This is a genomic window from Reichenbachiella agarivorans, from assembly GCF_025502585.1.
Taxonomy (GTDB): Bacteria; Bacteroidota; Bacteroidia; order Cytophagales; family Cyclobacteriaceae; genus Reichenbachiella; species Reichenbachiella agarivorans.
Map to the genome: position 1 here is coordinate 1,189,686 of NZ_CP106679.1, position 23,488 is coordinate 1,213,173.

A 23,488-nucleotide genomic window follows, 5' to 3' on the forward strand; every position below is an offset into this window, starting at 1 on the left:
AATTGTCAAAAAACTACGGCTTCACCGCCCTCGTCATTTCCTTTTTCCCCGGAGGACCAGGCAATTCTTCAGTCTCAAATCCTACAGTTTTCAAATCCCTCTTGAATTGCCCCTGCGCACAATAGGTGACCAAAACACCACCCTTGACCAACGCTGCAAACATGCGTTTCAGTATATCCTGACTCCACATTTCTGGTTGCTTGGATGGTGCAAAGGCGTCAAAATAGATCAAATCAAAATATCCCTCTGCAAGTGGCAGGTTCAATATATCTCCCTCCATCTTGTGCAAGGAAAAGGCCGTGCTAATACGAACCAATTGATCCCAGTCTGCTTGATGCACCTTGTCGTAAAGTTCTTTGGCATCTACCGTACCCATACGATCAGTATAGTTGAGTTGATCGATGATTTCTTTGCTCAAGGGATGCTTTTCTAGCGAGGCAAACTCGACTTCATAACTTTCTCCCTGAACTTTGCAAGCAGTCAACCATGCGTTTAATCCAGTTCCAAATCCAATTTCCAGTATTTTAATCACCTCCTTGTCGGGAAACAATTTCCGACAGTGATCGAGTCCTTTGGACAAGAAAACATACTGAGCCTCGGTCATAGCACCATGAGTGGAATGATAAGTCTCATTCATATCGGTCAGCAGCAATGAATGCGAACCGTCCTTGGTTTCGAAGATTTCTACCTTAGGCATTGTTGTAGATCAGGACAGTGGCATGTGCGGCAATCCCTTCCTCCTTGCCTACAAATCCGAGTTTTTCCGTAGTAGTCGCTTTGATAGACACATCCTCTTCGTCGATACGCATCACCTTGGCGAGTACTCTCTTCATGTCAGGGATGTGAGGGTTGATCTTTGGTCGCTGCAAACATATCGTCGTATCAATATTGCCCACTTCAAAACCTTCCTTCCTGAGCAATTTCATCACATCGGCCAACAAGATTTTGCTGTCTATTCCTTTGAATTGAGGGTCTGTATCTGCAAAATGAAACCCAATATCTCTCATGTTGGCAGCACCCAACAATGCGTCGCATATCACATGTATCAACACGTCCGCATCTGAGTGACCCACAGCACCATGTGTGTGTGGCACCAAAATTCCCCCAAGCCAAAACTCTTCACCTTCTGCTAATTGGTGTACGTCATAGCCATAACCGACTCGTATGTTTGGTTTCATATTCTATCTGTTAACTTCAATCTGTAAATAAAGAAACTCTCTAAGCCAAGACCCATTAAACTGCCTTGTTTTTAAATACCAATTTGAATATTTGATCCCTTCTATTGATAAAAAAATCCTCAACCAGATGGGTTGCCAAAAATGCCAGCACAACTGTCAGTCCCAAATAAACAACGAAACCTACCCATGTATAGCCCCAGTAAAATACGATAGGAATCAAAATAAAATAGTGCCACAAATAGGCGTTGTAACTGTAGTAGGCCAGGATTCTAAAAATCTTTGAAAACTTGAATTGCATCAAATAGATCAGGATCACCGAAAGCAATACAGGCGACGCTGTCCGCAACCACAACTGATGCTCACTTTGATCCAACTGAGTCATGGCCAGCAGCAATATTGCACTCAATGATGCGACAAAAAAATGATGAAAGATTGCTATTCTTTTTATTTGATCCATAAACAAGTAAATCAATGCCCCATAGCCAAAAGCATCCAGTCTGTTGTGTGTATAGGTCGGATACTCTGCAAAAGAGGTGAATTGGGCTTGTGTCTTGGCAGCAACACAAAACACAATCATTGCCAACGAAAAAAACAGTACTGCCTTCCTAAAACTTGATCTCAAACCTGACAGAATGGACAAAAAAAGCAACATGAGATAAAAATGCTCTTCCACGCAGAGCGCCCAGACGTGCTCAAATGCCCATCGGTTTGGCAAGCCCCCATAGTTGCGATAGAAAAAGAAATATTGTTTCCACTCACTGAGGATGGGCAAATCTGTTCCGTAGATTTCGTCAAAAAACAAACTCCCCGCCAAATATGCTATGATCAGAAAGAAAAAATAGGATGGAATGATCTTGGTAAATCGCCCAATGAAATACCTTTGATTGACGGCACTCATGTCTCTACTGAGAAGCTTAACAACCAAAAAGCCCGATAAAACAAAAAAGGCATCTACACCAATGCCATAAGTCTCAATGATCTTGAAATGTGTGAGAATAATAGACAAGGCAGCCATCGTCCGTACAAAATCAAACGCCTCTATTCTATTTGGACTTTTGACAATGTGATTCAGTCTCTGAAACATGCTATAATGTGCAGTAGTCACGATTGAAATGCTAGAGTTTTTTGGCTCTTTCCCAATATTGATCCATCTCCTCGAGTGTCATTTCACCCATTTGTTTACCATCTTTCTGACTTTCTGCCTCTAAGTACTGGAATCGCTTGATGAATTTTTTGTTGGTGCGCTCCAATGCCTCCTCTGGATCAATACCTATGAATCTAGCGTAGTTGACCATCGAAAATAGCACGTCTCCAAACTCGTTTAGCGCTTCTTCTTTGTTTCCTTGGTCGGCTTCCTCCTTGAACTCTCCTATCTCCTCTTGTACCTTGTCCCATACTTGCTCCTTATCGTCCCAGTCAAAACCTACACCACGTGCCTTTTCTTGTATCCTCATGGCTTTGACCATGGCAGGCAAGGATTTTGGTACTCCTCCTAAGACAGAGGTTGCTTTGTTGCCTTTCTCCTTTAGTTTGAGTTTTTCCCAGTTAGCTTTGACCTCTTCTTCATTCTCTACCTGGGTATCGCTATATATATGTGGGTGACGGTAAATTAATTTTTCACAGATTCCATTCAACACATCTGCTACGTCAAAGACGCCCTTTTCCTGCGCAATACGCGAATAAAAAACCAAATGGAGCATAATATCTCCCAATTCCTTTTTGACTTCCATCAAATCGCCTTCCAAAATCGCATCAGACAACTCATAAGTCTCCTCAATAGTCAAATGTCTCAAAGACTCGATGGTTTGTTTTTTGTCCCAAGGGCAATTCTCTCTGAGCTCGTCCATGACCGTCAACAATCGGTCAAAAGCTGCCAATTTTTCAGGTCTATTTTGATCTGGCTTACTTCTTGCGATACCCATAAGGAATGATTTTATTGAAAGGTTTGTTATGATGATGACCAAGATCATTGACACTTTTTCATCTTGGAATCAACAAAGCTATTGGCTTTAATGTATAAATTTGCAGCAAGTATTCGAAATTATGACAACAGTACTTTTAGGAATAGGATTCGTCGGTATATTTTTTATTTTCATGAGCGTCAGATTGCTTCTGCTCAAAAATGGAGAATTCAAAGGAACATGTGCTTCTCAAAATCCCTACCTCAACAAGACGGGTGAGCCATGTGGATATTGTGGAAAGACTATCGCTCCTGGAGCTTCTTGCGGCAATCCTGACAATGAAGTAGACAAAGTCATGAACAAATTCAACTAGCATTTCTTTTTAGACACAACAGGGGTAGGTAGGGTATTCAATCTTAGTTTCACTTTGAGCTTTGACAGCTTTTGATACCTTTGCGCTCCCAAAAAACTATAAGCGTAGATGACATTGATTAAATCTATCTCCGGGATTCGGGGAACAATAGGTGGAAAAGAAGGACATGCCTTGACACCTAATGATGTTGTGAAATATGCTGCTGCTTTTGGACAATGGACCAAAGAAAACAGTGCCAACCACAAAATAGTAATAGGTAGAGATGCCAGACCATCAGGCGAACTGATCGCCAAAATGGTGTCAGGTGTATTGCAAAGTCTAGGCATAGATGTGGTAGACCTAGGTCTATCAACTACGCCTACAGTTGAGATGGCAGTGCCTGCCGAAAATGCCTCTGGTGGCATCATCATCACTGCAAGTCACAATCCAAACGGATGGAATGCTCTCAAATTGCTCAACAGCGATGGAGAGTTCATCTCCGATGCTGAAGGACAAAGAGTTTTGGAACTGGCCGATTCTGGTGAAATCGAATTTGCTCAGTCCAAAGATTTAGGTGAATACAAAACCGACGACAGCTACATCGACTACCACATAGAAGAGATCCTCAAACTACCGCTGGTAGATGTGGAAGCCATCAGTGCAGCCAACCTAAAAATAGGTGTGGACGCTGTAAACTCTACAGGAGGGATCGCCATACCAAAATTGCTCGACAAGCTGGGTGTGAGGGACTACAAGATATTCTTCGGAGAGCCCAACGGACTATTTCCTCACAATCCAGAACCCCTGCCAGAAAATATCACTCATATCTGCAATGAAGTAGAAAGCGGGCGCTACAACCTTGGGATAGTAGTAGATCCAGATGTCGATCGATTGGCTTTCGTCGCGGACAATGGCGAGCCATTTGGAGAAGAATATAGCTTGGTCATGATAGCTGATTATGTCCTCAAGCACACACCAGGCAATACTGTGTCCAACATGTCTTCTACCCGTGCACTCAAAGATGTGACTTTGAAAAACGGAGGAAATTATGAAGCCTCTGCCGTAGGTGAAGTCAACGTCGTGACCAAAATGAAGGCCACCAATGCCATCATCGGCGGGGAGGGCAACGGTGGAATTATCTATCCAGAACTCCACTATGGTAGAGACGCTCTCGTAGGTATTGCGCTGTTTTTGACAGCACTGGCCAAGTTTGGAAAGTCTTCTTCATTTATGAGGGCGACCTATCCCAACTATCATATCTCCAAAAACAAGATAGACCTGACACCAGATATCGATGTAGACCTAGTACTGAGCGAAGTACAAAAAAAGTACAAAAAGCAACCTATCAACACAGAAGATGGAGTCAAAATAGAGTTTGATAGCGAGTGGGTGCATTTGAGAAAATCAAACACCGAGCCCATCATCAGAATCTACTCTGAATCCGAATCGCAAAATACCGCTGAGGTACTCGCCAAAAAAATCATGATGGACATCAAAGAAATCGTGAGTGAAAAGGCAGAAGACTAATAGCAAGAATACAGTGCAATAACAACGAAGGCTCATCAGATGATGAGCCTTCGTTGTTTATCACCTATCGCCAAACAAATAGCGAATACCAATAGTGGATCTTAGATAAATAGATTCGTCATCCAAATCATAACTCACGTCCTCTTCGATATGAATGAATGCATTGTCATTGCTGAACGGAGTAAAACGAAAACCTACAGGCAACATGACGCTATTCAGGCTGTAGAAAGACCCTCCCAGACCCAAATAAATGTCATAAGATTCCGCATTATCTAGGTTGTACAACATTGCTATTTCGGGACTAATATCTTCACCAAATAGTCGAAATTCCCATCTGGTCGTAGATGTGCAGTCCATTGTTACAAAAAGCATGACCCATTTCCTCCTTCAGTCGTAGTATAGAAAGCACTAGGTGTAGCATTCACCGCATTTCTAGGAAAATAGCACTTCATAAATAATGAGTATGGCAGTGGATCAGCCCTACCATTGCATTCACGATCAGGCTCTCACATATCAAACCGCCCAAAACTCACGGTCAATGTCACCTATCTTCTTCTTTTTTCTTGAAAATGAGTGTCTCTGGGGTCGGATATGCTACCAGTGCCGTAAAGTTTTCCTTCCAAATATCAAGATCAAGCAACTTGCCCTCTTGGTCTTTGGTCAGTGACAGTACGACTCTCATCCCATCCGCATCGAGATACTCACATTGCGCTATGTCACCATCGTAAAGATCCGGTCTATCATTGTCAAAATTGATGCTCCCCATGTAGGGTTGTCCATATGCTGCAACCTGCTCAGACATAGGAAAATCCGTCGCATTCAGTCCTGACTGCTCCAGCATAGCCAGCACGATTGCACGTTCCTCTGCTTTGATTTCTCTTGATATACTCATGTCCTCTATTCCACAATTTTTTTAAAAAGCCAGATCAAAACTATGTATTAAAAGTCATTATCCATATTTTGCAAGCCGATGAAGAGAGAGATATGACAAAGATTTCGTTTGAGCTGTGGGGATTGGATTTGTTGGAGCCAATGGGGTTTATACTCAATATGGTCATGTGTTTGATTTGTGTGATACTCTACATGCGTCTTCGCAATCAACAATCGAGTGATTTTACACGGTATTGGATCAACTTCTTTTGGCTCTTTGCTGTATCCACTTTTTTTGGTGGTTTTTCTCATTTGCTGTTCAACTACTTAGGTATGTTGGGCAAGATTCCAGGCTGGCTTGCGGCCGTTTTGGCTATTTCGAGTATAGAAATGGCAGTCGCTACACAGTATCCCGATAGACTAATAACTCTCAAAAACGCAATCAGAGTCAAAGCTGTATTGGCACTCCTTCTTCTTTCGGTAGACCTGCAGTTTACTTGGGTGATGATTCATACTGCCATTGGTCTACTGATCATTTTGGGTGCAGCATCCATTCACTTGATCAAAATGGGTGAAAGTCAGTTTTCATTTTTCCTCTATGGCATTGCTGCGATGATTTTAACATTGCCCTTTAGACTAGGACAGATTGATCCACATTTGTGGTTCAACAGAGATGATGTGAGCCACTTGTTGATGATGCTTACGCTGGTTCTATTTTACAAGGGAGTAAAGTACACCGAACTGACTCTACGTCCTGCTATTTGAACTTAGAGGATCAAATCAATGTTAGCAGTGAGTTAGCAGTGAAAAATCCAGCGCATTCAAAAGATGGTTGGGTTAGCTTCCATACGTGATTTTTAAAAAATTAACAAAATATTGCAATTCTGATAAAATTACAGAGAAACACCTCTGTTTTTCACAAAGAGACGATCTTTTAATAAAAAAGCTAGTTATATTTGAACCCCGATTATGACAAACTCGTTAGTCATAGTCCAGACGACAAAGCAATGAAAATTAACACATTAGATATCTTAGAAATGATGGACTGTTGTCAGTCATGTTGTTGCTGTGGAGAAAACCACAACATAGGAGATATACTTTAAGTGATTTATTAATTAGAAGTTTACAATTAACGATAAAGCATTAGAAGCCTCTCCAACACCATAGGAGAGGCTTTTTTTAGATCAAAACCAGAGCAGAATATGCAAAGTTTCAGAACAGAACTCGAGAATCTTGACAATCCAGTTGTCGAGCAAGACATCATCGATCTCGCTGCAAAAATCGAAAAATTCAGAGGAGGAGATATTGATCCAGACAAATTTAGAAGCCTCAGACTAGCACGAGGTGTATATGGTCAGCGTCAGCCAGGCAACCAAATGGTCAGAATCAAGATACCTTTCGGTAAAATGTCGGTGCAGCAACTCCGAAGAATTGCAGACATCTCTACCGAGTACGGTGGAGGCAATCTACATGCTACGACTAGACAAGATATCCAGATTCACTATGTGAGCTTGGATCGTACCCCTGAGTTGTGGGCCAAACTAGAGCAGGATGATATTACCTTGAGAGAGGCATGTGGCAACACTGTCAGAAACGTAACAGCCTCACCGATCGCAGGTATCGATCCCAACGAGCCATTTGACGTGTCTCCTTATGCTCACGCTACTTTCAAATACTTTTTGAGAAATCCTATTTGCCAAGCAATGGGTAGAAAATTCAAAATTTCCTTCTCATCTAGCGAAAAAGATACAGGGATTTCATTCATCCATGACATTGGTTTCATCCCAAAAATCAAGAAAGTAGACGGCAAAGATGTGCGCGGCTTCAAAGTCATGATTGGTGGCGGATTAGGCGCACAACCTTCTCCAGCGGTCAAAGCTTACGACTTCTTAGAGGAAGATCAAATCATTCCTTTTACAGAAGCCATGCTCCGAGTATTTGACAGATATGGTGAGAGAAAGAGTAGAGTAAAGGCTCGATTCAAGTTTTTGTTGGCGGCCATTGGGATCGACGAAGTGATGAGATTGATCCAAGAAGAATGGAAAGCCCTGAGCACAAAAAGCTACAAAATAGACACCAACGCGATGGAAAGCCCAGTACTTCCAGCGTCGATGGCATTTTCTGATAAAGCACTAATCAATCCTGAGAAATTCCAATTGTGGAAAGAAACCAACGTGCACCCGCAGAAACAAGATGGCTACTACTATGTAGAAGTCAAAGTGCCTAATGGTGACATCAAATCACCTAAAGCACACGCATTTGGTGACATAGTTGCGAAATACGCAGCGGATGACATTCGTGTGACGGTCAACCAAGGATATATATTGAGATATGTTCGTGAGGACAGCTTGAAATCACTGTTTACCGAGCTAGACGATCTTAACTTGGCCAATCCAGGTTTTGACAGTACAGCAGACATCATCGCATGTGCAGGTACTGACACATGTAATTTGGGTATTTCTAACTCTACCAGAGTTGCCTTGGAGCTAGAAAAAGTAATCGAGACAGAATATCCTGATTTGATCAAAAACAATGACATCAAAATCAAAATCAGTGGATGTCCTAACTCATGTGGTCACCATGGGATAGCTTCTATTGGCTTCCATGGTTCATCATTGAGAAACAAAGCAACCAAAAAGGTATTACCTGCTGTGCAAGTATTGCTAGGTGGTGGAATCGACTCAGACGGCAATGGCTTCATCGCCGAGAAAGTCATCAAAGTACCAAGTAAGAAGGCACCAGATGTGTTGAGAGTGTTGTTCAACGACTATGATGACAATGCCAACGAAGGTGAATACTATGCTGCATACTTTCAGAGACAAGGCAAAGACTACTTCTACCAATTGTTGAAATTCCTCGCTGATACAGAAAATGTCGTAGCGTCAGATTACATCGACTGGGGCAAAGAAGAACAGTTTGCAGTAGAGACTGAGGTTGGAGAATGTGCTGGTGTGATCATCGACTTGTTCGCTACCTTGATGTACGAAGCAGAAGAGAAATCAGTTTGGGCAAAACAAGCTTACGATCTTGGCAGCATCGCTGATTCAATCTACCATGCTTACAATGTCTTCATCAACGGAGCAAAAGCGTTATTGGTAGACAAAGGTGTAGTCGTCAATACACAGGCTGGCATCATGAAAAGCTTTGACGAAGAATTTGGCTCTGAGTTCTCTAGTGTAGTAGGATCATCTTTTGAAGAATTCGTATTGAGAATCAATCAAAATGAACCTACCCCTGCATGGGCAGAGCAGTTCATCGCAGAAGCAGATGCATTCTTAGCCAAAGTCAAAGAAGTACAGGTCAAAGAAGCCGAAGCGGTTTAATCCGTTTGTTATAAAATTGATTCACCCTTCTGCATTGTCCTCCATGAGGAAAATTCAGAAGGGTGTTTTGTTTTAAAGTTGATCAATTTTGAATTCAATATTTTACATTTATTATTTAAGATTAACAGGACTCAATCAAAAATGTAAAATGATAAATCTTAAATAAAGTGTCTTCCTATTCAACCAGCCAAACCAATAACTAGAAAAAATGCCTAGAAAAGCCAAATTGACACTCGTAGGTGCAGGACCCGGTGATCCAGAGCTCATCACACTCAAAGGAATCAGAGCCCTCAAAGATGCAGATGTCGTGCTATATGATGCCCTTGCCAACGAAGAGTTACTAGCATATTGCAAGGAATCGGCGATCAAAACTTTTGTTGGCAAACGTGCTGGATTTCACGTCTACCAGCAGGATCAGATCAATGAAGCCATTGTCTCTGAAGCCAAAGCACACGGCCATGTGGTGAGGCTCAAAGGAGGTGATCCCTATGTCTTCGGCAGAGGCCATGAGGAGCTAGAATATGCTGAGGCACATGGCTTGGAAGTGGAATTAATCCCTGGGATTACCAGTGCGATCTCTGTGCCTGCCTTGAACCAAATCCCACTGACACGTCGGGGATACAATGAAAGCTTTTGGGTGCTGACTGCTGTCAAAAGTGACGGTAGCCTAGCCGCAGACCTAGAGCTAGCCACACAATCAACCGCTACGGTAGTGATATTGATGGGAATGAAAAAACTGCCTGCGATTTTGGATGTTTTCATCAAGCATGGCAAAAAAGACACGCCAGCTGCCGTCATACAAAATGGATCCAGACCTGACAAAAAAATCGTGATTGGAAAAGTAGACACACTGGCTCAGCTCGTATTGGACAATGACCTGCAGTCTCCCGCCATCATTGTCATCGGACAGACAGTGCATCTCGGTGAGGCCAAGCTCAAGAAAGAAATGGAAACCCTAGATTTGTCTCAGCGTTAACAATCCCTTATGAGTACTACAGACACAGGCAACAACCTTTTTCCCGTATTCTTCAAACTCGAAGAAATGAATCTGCTGATCGTAGGAGGTGGATACGTGGGTTGGGAAAAGCTCTCCGTCGTGATCAACAACAGTCCGAAAACCAAGATCAAACTAGTAGCCAAAGAAATGGGGCAAGAAGTAATCGATTTGGCAATGGAATACCCCAACATCACCCTACTCGAAAAAGCATTTGAAGAAAGTGACCTGGAGGGCATCAACCTAGTCATCGTAGGCATCAATGATCCAGATGCCAGCAGCAGCATCCAATTGATCTGCCGTCAAAAAAACATTCTAGTTAATGTAGCAGACAAGCCTTCCCTCTGTGATTTTTATCTAGGCTCTGTCGTGAAGAAAGGTGACTTAAAAATCGCCATCTCCACCAACGGAAAATCACCTACGGTGGCCAAACGCATGCGTGAGTTACTCACCGACGTGATCCCAGACACCATCGACGAAGTCCTCCAAAACATGACCGAAATCCGCGACAAGCTCAAGGGAGACTTTGACTACAAGGTGAACAAACTCAATGAAATCACCAAGAGCTGGAAAAATGGTAAAGGATAGGACATCATTCTAAATTCTTAGAAAGTCGTCTGGCACAATTGCGTCTTGGTCGGACTAATTTACTACCACACTTATTCCTCCCGTCCAGTAAGGAATTTTCAAAAAATTCTATGTTGGATTTTGATGATATAATGAGTTAGATTACAAATTGAACCAATTAAAGAAATTACAATGAAAAATTTGTTACTCAGGATATTACCCATTACACTCTTCTTAGGTTTTTTAAATAACATGGCTCCAGCGCAGGAGTTAAAAAGTAAAACAGTAAAAATCACCTATCAGATTTTCCCTGAAAAACCATTACCTAGCTATATTTACCTAGCTATATTAAAACATTCGCAATTGATTTTAGAGGGGCAGATTCTACTTCTATTTTCATAGATAGAATTTCAATACCAAATATCACTAGGATTGCAAATAAGGAAGAAGCAGATTTAATTATTCAATTAACATCTTCTGACCTTCTAGTTAAAGAAAAGAAAGTTTTAAAGGAAGAAAAGGATCTTGATGGAAAGAAAACAACTTACAGATGGTATCAAGTAACCTATAAAAAAAGAGTTGGAATATTGGTATTTAACCAAGGAAAAACAGCCTTCTTTAAGAATACAAATATTCTCGAAGAAGATCAGGTTTTTGAAACATCCAAGGGAATTTATAGCGAAGACGCATTAGCCACTGTTACCACTGATAAAGATATTAAAACAACATGTAAGGGTATTGTAACTAATGCAATACAATCTAGTTTAAAGGAAGACTTTTGGCCAAAGACAGGTTACTTTCAAACAGAGATTTTTATACCAAAGGGCAAGAAGTCTAGTTATCCAGAATTGGACGATGCATTTGGTAGATTTAAGGATTTGTTTGGTAAGGATTTAGAAACTCAACTTACAGAAGAACAAACCACAGAACTTCAGGCAATTGTTTCCATTTGGAAAAACTCATTAGTCAAAGCTAATAGTAGTCCAGGATCTTTGGATATGAATGATCTTACAGAAGAACAAATCAATTATAATCTTGCAGTAGGCTATGCATGGTTAGGGAATTTTAGTGACTCATGGGAATCCCTAAGTAAAACTGAAGGGCTTGATCCAGAAATGATTAAAAATTTCTCAAAGTGGTTAACTAAATACGAGAACAAATACATGATGTCAAATTTCAACTATGATGTTGAAAAAATGCTTCTAGGAAAGTGGGTTATGGCTGATGTGAAATATCAAACCAATTCTTCCAATAAGGGAGAAAAGCCAGAATATAAAAGTTTGATGGATCAAATTGACGGCTGTAATAAAGAATTTAAAATGACCTTCTTTTCAGGAAAAAAGGTGACACTTGATTTTGCAGCAGGTTGTGATTCAAATAATTATTTTTGGAGGGTATATCGCAATAAAAAATCAGAAGAAAAATACCTTATCTGGGATTCTGATATAAATGAGCTTGGTAGAGATGCAAACAGTGTCTATAAATTCAAATCAATTAATTCAAATCAGTTCGAAGTTATAGGTCACTTCAATCCAAGTAAAGGAGAAATGTTTGAGGAAGCAGTAATCTTATTTGAAAAAATTCTTAATTGATTAATGGAAATTGTATCTCTATTTTTTCTATACCTTAAGAATAGTTAGATCTATTTCATTTGTTCTTTGGATATTATTGAAAAAGCTAACCTAGTATATGTTGGCTTTTTCAATAGTATCAACTGCCTCAGATATTTTTCTTACCTACCCTCAAACAAACCAAGATGCTGGAACTATTCCAAACCCATCTCACGTTAAAGGAGTCACAAAGCAATAAAACCCAAAAGCATGAAGTATCTAAGCATCCTTTTCATCCTGATCATCACGGCCTGTAGTTCTCAAGGACAGGATTCCAAACAAAAAAAGACTAGCTATGCCATCAACAAAACTGACGAGCAATGGAAAAGCGAACTCAGCGAGTTGGAATATTCTATCCTAAGAGAAAAAGGAACGGAGCGCCCCTGGACTGGCAAATACAATGATCACAAAGAAGTAGGCCTTTATGTCTGTGCTGCTTGTGGAAATCCATTGTTCGAATCAGACACCAAATTTGATTCACACTGTGGTTGGCCCAGTTATTTTCAATATGCTACTGATAGCAGTGTGGTCGAAACTCCCGATTACTCGCATGGCATGACCCGTATCGAAATTACCTGCGCACGTTGTGGAGGGCATTTAGGTCATGTCTTCAACGATGGCCCTCCCCCGACCGGTCTGCGTTACTGCATCAATTCTGTGTCTTTGGATTTTATGAAAGAAAAGTGAGATGGAAGCCATTAGCAGACCGCTTTACGCAAAATAAATTTTTCCAATCACCAAGGTTTGTCGCTCACAGACCTACCTGACCTAACAACCGATGTCCTCGCTGAGAGCGAAGACATCGGTCTCATTACAAACCTCCTAGAACCTAGGAATCACAGACCATGATAACCATTTAACAAACTACGGTGATCTTCGCTCTTAAAATAGCGTATCAGTCAGCCGTTGCACGATCATCTGTATGATGCGCTTGTTGAATTCTGTATAATGCTGATGATAGATGAGCATTTCTTCTTGAGTCATCATGCCCAACACCAAACCAATGAGTTGATTCTTGGTTTTAGGTCTTTTTTGTAACCAAATTCCGATCTGGTACTGGTATTCATTTTGTGTACGGCTATTCACTACGGCCAATTCGAAGGTCTTTTCCTTGATGACCAAAATGATGATCAGGTCATGCTGTAGCTTGATGATCGGTCGCAAAGTTGCATTTTGAAAAGTCTCCACCGCACCGCTGGCATATGTGCTGGCTTGGGGAATGATAGGTCGGAGCGTAAGAATCTCCTTTTCGGGTCTGTTCATATCTAAACAAAAAACGAGGACTGTTCATCCTCGTTTCACTTTGTTCATATTTTTATTTTACCTCTTCGTAATCTACATAATCGCCACCCTTGAAGTATTTTTCCTCCTTCTCTTTACCCTTCTTAGGGACGTAATCAATATGGACGTTCCCATCTGCAGGCTGTCTTTGCTGGTATTGCTGTGACGATTGTTGTCTGCTCTGATTGGCAACTTTGCCAAGAAACACCCTCATGAAAAATCCTCCCAACTTGAATACAAGCCAAAAGAAGACAAAAAAGATAACTATAAACTTCAACATAGACCTATATGTACTTATCGACTCAAATAAAGGTTTCGTTCACTGTACAATTTTAGGAAGTAATCATCCATCAAGTCGTCAATGAAATAAATTGCTTCCCCTGTAGATTTCATCTCTGGTCCCAACTCCTTGTTGACATTCGGGAATTTGTTGAACGAGAAAACGGGTTCCTTGATCGCATAGCCGTGTTTTTTAGGATTGAAAGTAAAATCCTTCACTTTCTTCTCTCCCAACATCACTTTGGTAGCATAGTTCACATAAGGCTCATCATAAGCTTTGCAAATGAAAGGTACAGTTCTCGACGCTCTAGGATTCGCCTCGATGATATACACTTGATCATCTTTGATGGCAAACTGGATGTTGATCAAACCGACCGTATTGAGAGCCAAAGCAATTTTCTTGGTGTATTCTTCGATCTTTCTGATCACGAGATCTCCCAAGTTGTATGGAGGCAAGACCGCAAATGAATCACCTGAATGAATCCCTGCCGGCTCTATATGCTGCATGATACCGATGATGTACACATCCTCGCCATCACAGATTGCATCTGCCTCAGCTTCTTGTGCATTTTCGAGGAAGTGATCCAATAGCACTCTGTTGCCTGGGATGGTTCTGAAGATTTCCACCACGTGCTCTTCCAGCTCTTCTTCATTGATCACGATTTTCATTCCCTGACCTCCTAGTACATAAGACGGTCTTACCAACATAGGGAAACCAATGGTTTTAGCGAGTTCCAATGCTTCGTCAGCGTTTTCGATCACGCCAAACTCTGGGTAGGGAATGTTGTTTTCTTGTAGCAAGGTAGAGAATGAACCTCTGTCTTCTGCCAAATCTAACGCTTCGAAGCTTGTGCCTATGATTTTGATGCCATACTTAGACAACTTCTCTGCCAGTTTCAAGGCAGTCTGTCCACCCAGCTGTACGATTACCCCCTCTGGCTTCTCTAATTGGATGATTTCATAGATATGTTCCCAGAAAACTGGCTCAAAGTAGAGCTTGTCAGCAATATCAAAGTCTGTAGATACAGTCTCTGGGTTACAGTTGATCATGATCGTTTCATAACCGCACTCTTTGGCAGCTAGGATGCCATGTACACAAGAGTAGTCAAACTCGATACCCTGTCCGATCCTATTGGGTCCTGAGCCCAACACAATGATTTTCTTCTTATCCGAAGGAATCGATTCGTTTTCATCCTCGAATGTAGAGTAATAATAAGGCGTAGCAGCATCAAACTCGGCAGCACAGGTGTCTACCAGTTTGTAAGTACGTCTTATGCCCAATTCCTCCCTCTTGGCGAATACCTCGCTTTCTAAACAACTCATCAGATGACCTAGCTGTCTGTCCGCGTAACCTTTCTTTTTGGCAGTCACTAACAGGTCCTTAGGAATGGTCGCTAATGTATATTTTTCGATCTCCTTTTCTAGGGCGATCAATTCTTCTATTTGGTACAAGAACCAAGGATCAATCTTGGTTAAGTTTCTGATCGTCTTGTAAGGAATCCCTAGTTTGAACGCATCATAGATGTGGAACAATCTGTTCCAGCTAGGGTTTTTCAAACTGTACAACAGTTCGTCATGAGATTTTAATTCACGGCCATCTGCGCCCAATCCATTTCGTTTGATCTCCAAAGACTGACACGCCTTTTGTAGTGCCTCTTGGAAGTTTCTGCCGATACCCATTGCCTCGCCTACAGATTTCATCTGCAGACCCAGGTGTCTATCCGCTCCTTTGAACTTGTCAAAGTTCCATCTTGGCACCTTCACAATCACATAATCAATAGAAGGTTCGAAGAAGGCAGAAGTGTTTTTGGTGATTTGATTCTGCAACTCATCCAAATTGTAGCCAATGGCCAATTTTGCTGCAATTTTAGCAATCGGATAACCTGTGGCCTTAGATGCCAAAGCAGACGATCTTGATACCCGAGGGTTGATCTCAATCGCGATGATGTCATCATTCTCAGGGCTGACAGAGAACTGTACGTTACATCCACCAGCAAACTCTCCGATGGAGCTGATCATTTTGATTGCGTGGTTACGCATCTTCTGATACACCGTATCTGGTAGGGTCATCGCTGGTGCCACAGTGATAGAATCACCTGTGTGTACACCCATTGGATCGAAGTTTTCGATCGAGCAGATGACAATAAAATTGCCAATGCTGTCTCTCATGATCTCCAACTCGTATTCTTTCCATCCCATGATACTTTGCTCGATCAATACCTCATGGATTGGAGATGCGTGCAGACCGTCATTGAGTGCTCTGTCAAAATCTTCTGGTTTTTCCACAAAACCTCCACCAGCTCCACCGAGGGTGTAAGACGATCTGATGATCAATGGAAAACCTATTTCTTGTGCTATTTCTTTTCCTTCCAAAAATGAAGTAGCGGTACGTCCCTTACAGACTCCTACACCTATCTCCTCCATTTTCATTCTAAACTTCTCTCTGTCTTCGGTAGTCTCGATGGCGTCAAAATTGGATCCAATCACACGGACATTGTGCTTTTTCCAGATTCCTGCTTTGTCACAGTCCATCGCTAGGTTGAGTGCTGTCTGGCCACCCATAGTGGGCAGTACCGCATCGATTTTATGCTTTTCGAGGATCTCTCTGATCGATGCTTTGGTCAATGGCTTGAGGTACACATTATCGGCAGTGACTTTGTCAGTCATGATAGTTGCCGGGTTAGAGTTGATCAAGGTAACCTCGATCCCTTCTTCTCTGAGCGATCTAGCAGCTTGTGATCCCGCATAATCGAATTCACATGCCTGGCCTATCACGATGGGTCCACTTCCAATTATTAATACTGATTTGATGCTATTGTCCTTTGGCATTTTGAAATGACTTTTGTTCTTTTGAGGCGTATAAAATTCTGCAAATTTAGACTCTAATGGGCGTAATAAAAAGGATTATCCAGATAGGATAAGGTTTTTTTCGAGTAAACTCTGGATTACCTTACAGCCTACATTTAGCTATCAAAACTTCGAAACCAATGAAAACTGTCTCAAATCATACCCTAGTCAAATTATCATTGATGCTACTCATAGTCGCTGCATGGGCCTGTGAGACCAAAAAGTCAACTGAAAATCAGAATGAAAACAAAAAGGTGGTCGGCAACTGGAATGTACAGTGGGTCACTTACCCAGACAAAAACACGCCTCTGGATCCAAGCATCAATTTGACCATGAATGGAAAAATGGAAATCAAAGGCAATGGTAAAATCACCATCTCTGCTTTTGGGTATGACAACTGCATCTTTGGCAAAGACACGCTGATCCACACGCTCAACTGGGAAGTCCTAGGAGATACCCTCAATGTAAAAAATGACGGAGACGAATTCGGGATGCCCTACCTAATCGTGGACTATGGTGAAGACAAAATGAAATTGCAATTGGTGGAGGATGTATATCTCTTCTTGACCAAAGTATAGAAACTATCTATCTCACCATTTTCTATTCTTCTCTGATTTTGCCATGATTAGTCAGGCTTAAATTTTAAATTTAGATCAACAATTAACAACTCACTTCAATCAGATGAAAAAGCTACTGATCATTTTAGGATCTCTCTTTGCTATTATTATCGCACTACTCGTGCTGATTCCGATTATTTTTAAGGATGACATCAAGCAAGCGGTCGATGACGCCATCGCCGAAAACATCAACGCCAAGGTCTACTACGACGAAGACGGATTCTCACTCTCGTTGATCAAAAACTTCCCCAACTTCACATTGGGTATTGACAACTTTGGGATCGTAGGTAAGGCTCCATTCGAAAAAGACACACTACTCAGTGTGGCAGCATTTGCCTTTGAGATCGATGTGATGTCTGTCATCAAGGGAGAAAAAATTCAAATCAATTCGATCCTACTCGACCAACCCGAAATCACCGTACTCGTGCTGCCTGACGGCACAGCCAACTACGACATTGCTATCGCCAACGACGAGGTGGATACTGTGGCGGAAGACACCACCGCAGCGACTGCCTTTAACATCGCTATCAAGAAATGGGAAATCAAAGACGCTAACATCGTTTACATCGATCAATCGATGCAGATCACCACGACACTCTTGGGTCTCAACCACAGTGGTAGCGGGGATTTCACCCAAGACATCTTTGACCTGACCACCACGACCAACATCATGGCTTGGTCGATGAGTATGGAAGGTGTGGATTACCTCAGTAGCAAATCTTTTGATGCTGACATCACCTTGAGTATGGATTTACCCAATGCTAAATACACCTTCAAGGAAAATAAAATTGCAATCAGTGATTTCGTCATTGGACTGGATGGCTATGTGGCCATGCCAGGAGAAGACATCGATATGGATTTGACTTTCGGGGGACAAGATATTTCGATCAAAAGCATCTTGTCGCTGATCCCAGGAGTATACCAGGAATACTTGACAGGAGTAGAAACCAGTGGCAATATCACTTTTGAAGGGACTGCCAAAGGCATCTACAACGACAAACGACTCCCAGATGTCACTGCCTCGCTCAATGTAGACAACGGCAAAGTGAAATATGCCGACTACCCCATTCCGATCGAAAAATTAACCATCAAAACAAAGCTCAACGTACCTGGCGAAAACATGGACAACATGACTTTTGCTATGCCCGTCTTCTCGATGCTCCTAGATGGTGAGACAGTCACCGCGAAGCTCTTCTTTAGCAACCTCAAAAACTACACGTGGGACTTTGCCATGAATGGCAGCTTGGATTTGGAAAAACTCCTGAAGGTAGTACCGATCGACGGTATGAACCTCAAAGGTCTAGTCACAGCGGATTTTAGCACATCGGGCAACATGAAAATGGTGGATGAAGAACGCTACGATGAGATTCCTGCTGAGGGCTCCTTGGCACTTAAAGGGTTCGAAATGATCAGTGCTGACCTACCACAGGGCTTTAGCATCAACAAAACATCCATGACGTTCTCTCCCAGAAACATTGCCTTGAAAGAGTTTGATGCCAAATTGGGAAGAAGTGACATCCAGATGAATGGTAACCTATCCAATTTCATCGCCTATGCACTGAGCGAAGATGCAGTCTTGCAAGGCAATCTGAACTTCACCTCCAATACCTTTGATCTGGATGAATGGATGACAGAGGAAGAAGAAGTAGTCGTAGACACCACAAGTGCCGCACTAGAGGTAATCAGAATCCCTACAAACTTGGATTTCGTTTTAGTATCCAAAATCAACACGATACTGTATGACAGTATGGTAATCAAAGATCTCGATGGACTGATCACAGTCAGAGAAGGGATCGCCAAACTCAACAACGTGGACTTCAACCTCCTCGATGGTGAATTCACAATGAATGGAACCTACAACTCAGCCAAAGAGCAACCCTATTTCGATTTCGGATTCAATATCAAAGATTTGTCAATCCCAAAATCCTACGAAACCTTCAATACGGTGAAAAAACTTGCGCCTGTGGCTAAAAACATTACAGGCAAGTTCTCTGCTGATCTCACGGTGTCTGGCAACATGGGCAGCGACATGATGCCCATCTATGAACATCTCAATGGCAAAGGCGTCATCCAAATAGGTGATGCTGCACTCAAAGGAGACAATCTGATGAAAGCCGTTTCTGCTGTGTCCAAATTCAGCGGAGATGAAATCGCAATGAAGGACCTCAAGCTAAAGGTAGAAATCAAAGAAGGTAGATTGTATGTCGATCCTTTTGATGTCTCCATGCAAGGTCAAAAAGCAACTGTCTATGGGTCTAATGGTATAGACGGTTCACTGGATTACAATATCAATACCTTGGTGAAGACAGGAGCTGCTGGCGAGGCTGTCAACTCCATGCTGGCACAATACACTGGAGGCAAAAATATAATAGGAGAAACCATGCTCGTCAAACTAAAAGTAGGCGGTACCTATGAAAAACCCAAGGTCAGTATTGCAGGTACAGAATCTGCTGGTGGACAATCCCCTCAGGCCGCACTCAAAGATGCAGCCAAAGCAGAAATAGACAAGCAAATCAAAGCAGCTGAAGAACAGGCCAAAGCCGAGCTCGAAAAACAAAAGAAAATAGCCGAACAAAAAGCAAAAGAGGAAATCGACAAGCAGAAAGCAGCCGCAGAAAAAGCCGCCGAAGAAGCAGCCAAAAAAGCAGCAGAAGACGCTAAGAAGAAAGCGGTCAAATCACTCAAAAAAATGTTCTAAGGATTGAATGACGAGTTGTCTGGAATACCAAAGCCAGACAACTCGTCTAAACAACTAGAAAACTAGATAACCAAACCTAACCATGATCAAAAAACAACTCACCGCGCTCGTCAATCTAGCCAAGAGTGACAACAACATCGACAAAAGAGAGTTGAGCCTGATCTACAGAATAGGTGAAGCGCACCAATTGTCAAGAGAAGAGATTGACGAAATCATCGATCACCCAGGCAAGGTGGAAAAAGTAGACGAATTGAGTGCAGAAGAAAAATTCGAGTTCCTCTACAGCATCATCCAACTGATGAAAATAGACGATGAAATCATCAACAAGGAGGTAGACTACTGCAACATGATTGCTGACAAATTGGGCTACAGCTATGGTGCAGTGATGGAGATGTACCCTATCGTGCATAAAAACCTCGTCATCGCACACGAAAAGAAGAAGCTGCAGAAGAGAATAGCTGCGTTCCTCAAGTAGTGAAACAATCGCATATAAAAAATAATCACCTGCTCAACCACATTTTGGTAGAATATGGTTGCTCTGGGAGGCAACCTTTTATCGTTTGTACACATTATTCCTATTATTACCTTTGTAACGAATTGCCAAAGAAGGTCTGTGGGTCAGAAGGTCGTGGGTCATAGACCTTGGATGAGCGTCTCTTCTCGATAATAATCACCCATTTTCCATTAACCCAAATTAGCCACGGCATAATTCGTGATGAATAAATGAAACGCAGAAATGAATAAAATTGCCCTTACATTATTGTTGTTAGTCTGTGGATGTATGCCTGGTCTGTGTCAAAAAATCCTCGTCAATGGATCGGTCATCGATGGCAATAGTCTAGAGACCCTGCGTGATGTACATGTCTATGTAGAATTGACCTCAGGCACCTATACTGACATAGATGGCAATTTCCGACTGTATGTCATGGCGGGAGACACAATCAGCTTTTCGCTGCTAGGCTATGAAGTGGTCGAGGTTGGTATCAATGACAGCACCGAGACCCAAAACATGATCATTAGTCTCAAGACATCCACCATCATCCTCAATGACGTACAGATCAACAGCATGTATCAGGCGAATACCATGATCCGAAACCCACGGCTCAGTCAGATGCAAGTCAACGGTGTATATGCCAAACCCAAGACAGAAGCCGATGATTATAACTTAGGCGTGGGTGGTGCCATCTTTAGCCCTGCTACTGCAATCTATCGCATGGCCAGCAAAACTTATAAGCAGGAAAAGCGACTTTATAATGAAAATCAAGGCCGTGCAGAAGATGCGCAAACTTACGCCATCGCCAAGGCCAAGATGGATGAAGTGCTAGAGATGATGGGACAGCGACTGGACGAGTACTACTATGTGGATTTCATCAAGTACTCTGGCATGACGATAGAGTCCTTTGCTAGGAGAGAGATATATGATCTGCTACAGCTCATGCCCGAGAGTCTAGATCGCTACTACGACTATCTGGATGAGAAACTCAAAAAGCTACAAGCCGAACAAAGCAACGAAGAGTAATCTATCACACTAAACAGAATAAAATTCTGTACCGAAAACAATTCTTGTGTCCTAACAAATTTTATTTTGTCCCGGGAGATTTTTATGCGTCCCGGGAGACTTTTGACCCTCCCCGGGAGACTTTGACACCTCCCCGGGTGACCCATGACCCTCCCCGGGAGACTTTGGGGGCGTCCCGGGAGACTTTTGACCCTCCCCGGGCAGCGGGAAGCATTGTTGGACTGCAGTGCTAAGAACCGGGAAGCGTCCTAGATAATGTTGACAGTTTATAGATAAATACTGATATGCCTTAGATCACAAGCACAGCCTAAACCCAACTGAGAAGTGTTGTCCTCGATCAGAGCGAGGACAACACTTTAGCCTTTAATATGCTACCGAGAGACATAGTAAACAAGCCGTGGATGCCCTAGCAGACATAAAAAAACCCTGACCGTCTGGCCAGGGTTTTTAATTCTTACTTTCTCAGATTGAGAAAATGTTTCTTATTATGGTTGTACTTTGATTTCGATAGTAATTTTACCATCCACTCCATTTCCTGGAGTCAAAGCTGCTACTCTTATTAACCCCTTCTTTCCATAATTATCAACAAACTCTATGATATCTCCTACAGTAAGCTGATTAATTCTTTGTGATTCTGAAGGAGTTATAATATTCAACTCTGCTGATTTGGTAATCTCATCAAAATTTAAATCAGAAGCAGCGAAATACACTTTATTCAAATCATCTGTAGTATTTGCTATTGTAGCTATGTCAATTACAGAAACCGGGTAATCATCAGTTGAAGCCAAAGAAGCTAATCCAGTTGCACCATAGTAATATCCGAAATCCCAAAACGCAACATATTCCTCTCCTTGATTGATTTTATAAACCTCCCCATCTAGTAGAGAAATGAATGTAGAAGAAGACCCATCTGCTAAAGGTGCTGCTAAAATAGTAGCTTCATACTCCTTCACATCAGTTGCTGGATTAGAACCACCATAGTTCACTACAATCGTACCCACACCCACTGCGAGATTTTTCTCAGAATCTCTGTAGTCACCACGGGCAGTCAATCCTCCAGTTGCCCAAACCTGGTACTCAACTGTACCAGCTGTCAAACCAGATTGTACAGGAAAAGGAATCTCATAAATCACTTCGTTGCCTTGATCTGAATCCAGCTCCAAAGAACCATCACCCTTTTTGGACAACCCTTCTAGTTCCAATTCATAAGGTTCTGCCCCTGCACCTACTAGATTCTGAGTCATGTAGATTCTTTTCATTTTGACATCAGTAGAGGTCATCGTCAACAATACCTCAAACTGAGTAGCTCCTGTTCCTAGGTCAGATACAAATACTGTCTCTGTCACGTCTCCTTCTCCTTCTACCAAGGTAAGTTCTGCGGCATATTCTTTGTCAGGATCCAGCTCATCTGGTAGCAATTCATCATTTGTCTCACATGCAAAGTTGAAAGCCAATAGCCCCAACATCATCAATCTTGTAACATTCTTTAATAAGTTCATTTGTTCTGTTTTAAAAAGTTTAATTAGCACTTAAATGCTTTCGCCTACAACGCAAAAGTCGTTCCGATTCTCATATAGGAATAAAAATTTTAAATATATTTTTACCCTATATGGTGGCTAGGTAACCGATGACTTTTCTTGATTGAGACGCGTTTTATCTATTTGGTCACATGCGATTCCCATCCACTTCTGCTGAAAGCACATTAAACAAAATATAGAGTGTCTATATTAACGAATCACATCATTGATATAGGCTCAACGAAAAATTCTTGCAGAACGAAATATATATTTTGTTTCAATTGATGTTGAGCTACTGAGGGAAGTTTTGCTCGGTCTGTCTAAGGTTCGAGAACCTCACCATGACAGGCAAACTAGGGCCTAAAAAATCTTGCACAACCAGCAAACCATAAAAACGAAAAACCCCGA

General features: G+C 41.9%; 22 protein-coding genes. 12 read left to right on the forward strand and 10 right to left on the reverse strand.

The annotated features are described in order from the left end of the window. Window positions 1-13 precede the first annotated feature (13 nt). Genes mnmD through mazG form a run of 4 tightly spaced genes read right to left on the reverse strand, consistent with a single transcriptional unit; the run spans window position 14 to window position 3,100 of the window. On the reverse strand, window positions 14-697 hold the full coding sequence (gene mnmD / locus N6H18_RS05020) for a tRNA (5-methylaminomethyl-2-thiouridine)(34)-methyltransferase MnmD (RefSeq protein WP_262310740.1): 684 nt from the start codon (window positions 695-697) through the stop codon (window positions 14-16). Beyond that, window positions 690-1,178: a 2-C-methyl-D-erythritol 2,4-cyclodiphosphate synthase gene (gene ispF / locus N6H18_RS05025; RefSeq protein ID WP_262310741.1), complete on the reverse strand. Its 489-nt coding sequence runs from the start codon at window positions 1,176-1,178 to the stop codon at window positions 690-692. Before ispF ends, mnmD begins: the two co-directional genes overlap by 8 nt. A gap of 55 nt (window positions 1,179-1,233) precedes the next feature. Beyond that, window positions 1,234-2,283, reverse strand: a complete 1,050-nt coding sequence (locus tag N6H18_RS05030; protein WP_262310742.1) for an acyltransferase family protein — start codon at window positions 2,281-2,283, stop codon at window positions 1,234-1,236. A gap of 10 nt (window positions 2,284-2,293) precedes the next feature. After that, window positions 2,294-3,100, reverse strand: coding sequence for a nucleoside triphosphate pyrophosphohydrolase (gene mazG, locus N6H18_RS05035; protein WP_262310743.1), 807 nt, complete (start codon window positions 3,098-3,100; stop codon window positions 2,294-2,296). A gap of 121 nt (window positions 3,101-3,221) precedes the next feature. Between mazG and N6H18_RS05040 the strand changes: the two genes are divergently transcribed. Beyond that, on the forward strand, window positions 3,222-3,452 hold the full coding sequence (locus N6H18_RS05040) for a hypothetical protein (RefSeq protein ID WP_262310744.1): 231 nt from the start codon (window positions 3,222-3,224) through the stop codon (window positions 3,450-3,452). A gap of 108 nt (window positions 3,453-3,560) precedes the next feature. Then, complete coding sequence (gene glmM, locus N6H18_RS05045) at window positions 3,561-4,958, forward strand: phosphoglucosamine mutase (protein ID WP_262310745.1); 1,398 nt, start codon at window positions 3,561-3,563, stop codon at window positions 4,956-4,958. A 60-nt stretch (window positions 4,959-5,018) separates the two neighbouring features. On the opposite strand, the gene N6H18_RS05050 is transcribed toward glmM, so the two are convergent. Both N6H18_RS05050 and N6H18_RS05055 read right to left on the reverse strand, forming a co-directional pair. Beyond that, window positions 5,019-5,330, reverse strand: coding sequence for a hypothetical protein (locus tag N6H18_RS05050; RefSeq protein ID WP_262310746.1), 312 nt, complete (start codon window positions 5,328-5,330; stop codon window positions 5,019-5,021). Window positions 5,331-5,499: 169 nt separating this feature from the next. Further along, a complete protein-coding gene (locus N6H18_RS05055) occupies window positions 5,500-5,850 on the reverse strand; it encodes a DUF6984 family protein (protein WP_262310747.1) in 351 nt (116 codons plus the stop codon). 92 nt (window positions 5,851-5,942) lie between these two features. On the opposite strand from N6H18_RS05055, the gene N6H18_RS05060 reads away from it, so the two are divergent. The 6 genes from N6H18_RS05060 (at window position 5,943) to msrB (ending at window position 13,009) form a co-directional block, all read left to right on the forward strand. Continuing rightward, a complete protein-coding gene (locus N6H18_RS05060; RefSeq protein ID WP_262310748.1) occupies window positions 5,943-6,593 on the forward strand; it encodes a DUF6962 family protein in 651 nt (216 codons plus the stop codon). Window positions 6,594-7,030: 437 nt separating this feature from the next. Beyond that, complete coding sequence (locus tag N6H18_RS05065; RefSeq protein WP_262310749.1) at window positions 7,031-9,151, forward strand: nitrite reductase; 2,121 nt, start codon at window positions 7,031-7,033, stop codon at window positions 9,149-9,151. Window positions 9,152-9,359: 208 nt separating this feature from the next. Further along, complete coding sequence (gene cobA / locus N6H18_RS05070; protein ID WP_262310750.1) at window positions 9,360-10,127, forward strand: uroporphyrinogen-III C-methyltransferase; 768 nt, start codon at window positions 9,360-9,362, stop codon at window positions 10,125-10,127. 9 nt (window positions 10,128-10,136) lie between these two features. After that, window positions 10,137-10,733, forward strand: coding sequence for a precorrin-2 dehydrogenase/sirohydrochlorin ferrochelatase family protein (locus N6H18_RS05075; protein WP_262310751.1), 597 nt, complete (start codon window positions 10,137-10,139; stop codon window positions 10,731-10,733). A 566-nt stretch (window positions 10,734-11,299) separates the two neighbouring features. Continuing rightward, window positions 11,300-12,304, forward strand: coding sequence for a hypothetical protein (locus tag N6H18_RS05080; protein ID WP_262310752.1), 1,005 nt, complete (start codon window positions 11,300-11,302; stop codon window positions 12,302-12,304). 228 nt (window positions 12,305-12,532) lie between these two features. Continuing rightward, window positions 12,533-13,009: a peptide-methionine (R)-S-oxide reductase MsrB gene (msrB, locus tag N6H18_RS05085; protein ID WP_262310753.1), complete on the forward strand. Its 477-nt coding sequence runs from the start codon at window positions 12,533-12,535 to the stop codon at window positions 13,007-13,009. A 195-nt stretch (window positions 13,010-13,204) separates the two neighbouring features. On the opposite strand, the gene N6H18_RS05090 is transcribed toward msrB, so the two are convergent. The 3 genes from N6H18_RS05090 to carB all read right to left on the reverse strand — a co-directional run bounded on the left by N6H18_RS05090 (window position 13,205) and on the right by carB (window position 16,711). After that, window positions 13,205-13,585 carry a hypothetical protein gene (locus N6H18_RS05090; protein WP_262310754.1) on the reverse strand — a complete coding sequence of 127 codons (381 nt, stop codon included), beginning with the start codon at window positions 13,583-13,585 and terminating at the stop codon, window positions 13,205-13,207. A 52-nt stretch (window positions 13,586-13,637) separates the two neighbouring features. Then, complete coding sequence (locus N6H18_RS05095) at window positions 13,638-13,817, reverse strand: DUF4834 family protein (protein ID WP_262310755.1); 180 nt, start codon at window positions 13,815-13,817, stop codon at window positions 13,638-13,640. 80 nt (window positions 13,818-13,897) lie between these two features. After that, window positions 13,898-16,711, reverse strand: a complete 2,814-nt coding sequence (gene carB / locus N6H18_RS05100) for a carbamoyl-phosphate synthase large subunit (RefSeq protein WP_262310756.1) — start codon at window positions 16,709-16,711, stop codon at window positions 13,898-13,900. Window positions 16,712-16,869: 158 nt separating this feature from the next. On the opposite strand from carB, the gene N6H18_RS05105 reads away from it, so the two are divergent. The 4 genes from N6H18_RS05105 (at window position 16,870) to N6H18_RS05120 (ending at window position 21,563) form a co-directional block, all read left to right on the forward strand. Further along, entirely contained in the window at window positions 16,870-17,307 is a 438-nt protein-coding gene (locus N6H18_RS05105) for a hypothetical protein (protein ID WP_262310757.1), read from the forward strand. A 103-nt stretch (window positions 17,308-17,410) separates the two neighbouring features. Then, window positions 17,411-20,044: an AsmA family protein gene (locus tag N6H18_RS05110; protein ID WP_262310758.1), complete on the forward strand. Its 2,634-nt coding sequence runs from the start codon at window positions 17,411-17,413 to the stop codon at window positions 20,042-20,044. Between the two features lie 82 nt (window positions 20,045-20,126). Next, complete coding sequence (locus tag N6H18_RS05115; RefSeq protein ID WP_262310759.1) at window positions 20,127-20,519, forward strand: hypothetical protein; 393 nt, start codon at window positions 20,127-20,129, stop codon at window positions 20,517-20,519. A gap of 261 nt (window positions 20,520-20,780) precedes the next feature. Next, window positions 20,781-21,563 carry a carboxypeptidase-like regulatory domain-containing protein gene (locus N6H18_RS05120; RefSeq protein ID WP_262310760.1) on the forward strand — a complete coding sequence of 261 codons (783 nt, stop codon included), beginning with the start codon at window positions 20,781-20,783 and terminating at the stop codon, window positions 21,561-21,563. A 485-nt stretch (window positions 21,564-22,048) separates the two neighbouring features. On the opposite strand, the gene N6H18_RS05125 is transcribed toward N6H18_RS05120, so the two are convergent. After that, entirely contained in the window at window positions 22,049-23,062 is a 1,014-nt protein-coding gene (locus N6H18_RS05125; protein ID WP_262310761.1) for a hypothetical protein, read from the reverse strand. Window positions 23,063-23,488: the final 426 nt, after the last annotated feature.

Excerpts from the sequence above, each read along its gene's own strand:
- glmM (WP_262310745.1), top strand. The coding sequence starts at position 3,561 with ATGACATTGATTAAATCTATCTCCGGGATTCGGGGAACAATAGGTGGA.
- N6H18_RS05055 (WP_262310747.1), bottom strand. The coding sequence starts at position 5,850 with ATGAGTATATCAAGAGAAATCAAAGCAGAGGAACGTGCAATCGTGCTG.
- N6H18_RS05065 (WP_262310749.1), top strand. The coding sequence starts at position 7,031 with ATGCAAAGTTTCAGAACAGAACTCGAGAATCTTGACAATCCAGTTGTC.
- carB (WP_262310756.1), bottom strand. The coding sequence starts at position 16,711 with ATGCCAAAGGACAATAGCATCAAATCAGTATTAATAATTGGAAGTGGA.
- cobA (WP_262310750.1), top strand. The coding sequence starts at position 9,360 with ATGCCTAGAAAAGCCAAATTGACACTCGTAGGTGCAGGACCCGGTGAT.
- N6H18_RS05075 (WP_262310751.1), top strand. The coding sequence starts at position 10,137 with ATGAGTACTACAGACACAGGCAACAACCTTTTTCCCGTATTCTTCAAA.
- N6H18_RS05125 (WP_262310761.1), bottom strand. The coding sequence starts at position 23,062 with ATGAACTTATTAAAGAATGTTACAAGATTGATGATGTTGGGGCTATTG.
- mazG (WP_262310743.1), bottom strand. The coding sequence starts at position 3,100 with ATGGGTATCGCAAGAAGTAAGCCAGATCAAAATAGACCTGAAAAATTG.
- msrB (WP_262310753.1), top strand. The coding sequence starts at position 12,533 with ATGAAGTATCTAAGCATCCTTTTCATCCTGATCATCACGGCCTGTAGT.
- N6H18_RS05040 (WP_262310744.1), top strand. The coding sequence starts at position 3,222 with ATGACAACAGTACTTTTAGGAATAGGATTCGTCGGTATATTTTTTATT.
- N6H18_RS05050 (WP_262310746.1), bottom strand. The coding sequence starts at position 5,330 with ATGCTTTTTGTAACAATGGACTGCACATCTACGACCAGATGGGAATTT.
- N6H18_RS05105 (WP_262310757.1), top strand. The coding sequence starts at position 16,870 with ATGAAAACTGTCTCAAATCATACCCTAGTCAAATTATCATTGATGCTA.
- N6H18_RS05095 (WP_262310755.1), bottom strand. The coding sequence starts at position 13,817 with ATGAGGGTGTTTCTTGGCAAAGTTGCCAATCAGAGCAGACAACAATCG.
- N6H18_RS05090 (WP_262310754.1), bottom strand. The coding sequence starts at position 13,585 with ATGAACAGACCCGAAAAGGAGATTCTTACGCTCCGACCTATCATTCCC.
- mnmD (WP_262310740.1), bottom strand. The coding sequence starts at position 697 with ATGCCTAAGGTAGAAATCTTCGAAACCAAGGACGGTTCGCATTCATTG.
- ispF (WP_262310741.1), bottom strand. The coding sequence starts at position 1,178 with ATGAAACCAAACATACGAGTCGGTTATGGCTATGACGTACACCAATTA.
- N6H18_RS05060 (WP_262310748.1), top strand. The coding sequence starts at position 5,943 with ATGACAAAGATTTCGTTTGAGCTGTGGGGATTGGATTTGTTGGAGCCA.
- N6H18_RS05115 (WP_262310759.1), top strand. The coding sequence starts at position 20,127 with ATGATCAAAAAACAACTCACCGCGCTCGTCAATCTAGCCAAGAGTGAC.
- N6H18_RS05120 (WP_262310760.1), top strand. The coding sequence starts at position 20,781 with ATGAATAAAATTGCCCTTACATTATTGTTGTTAGTCTGTGGATGTATG.
- N6H18_RS05110 (WP_262310758.1), top strand. The coding sequence starts at position 17,411 with ATGAAAAAGCTACTGATCATTTTAGGATCTCTCTTTGCTATTATTATC.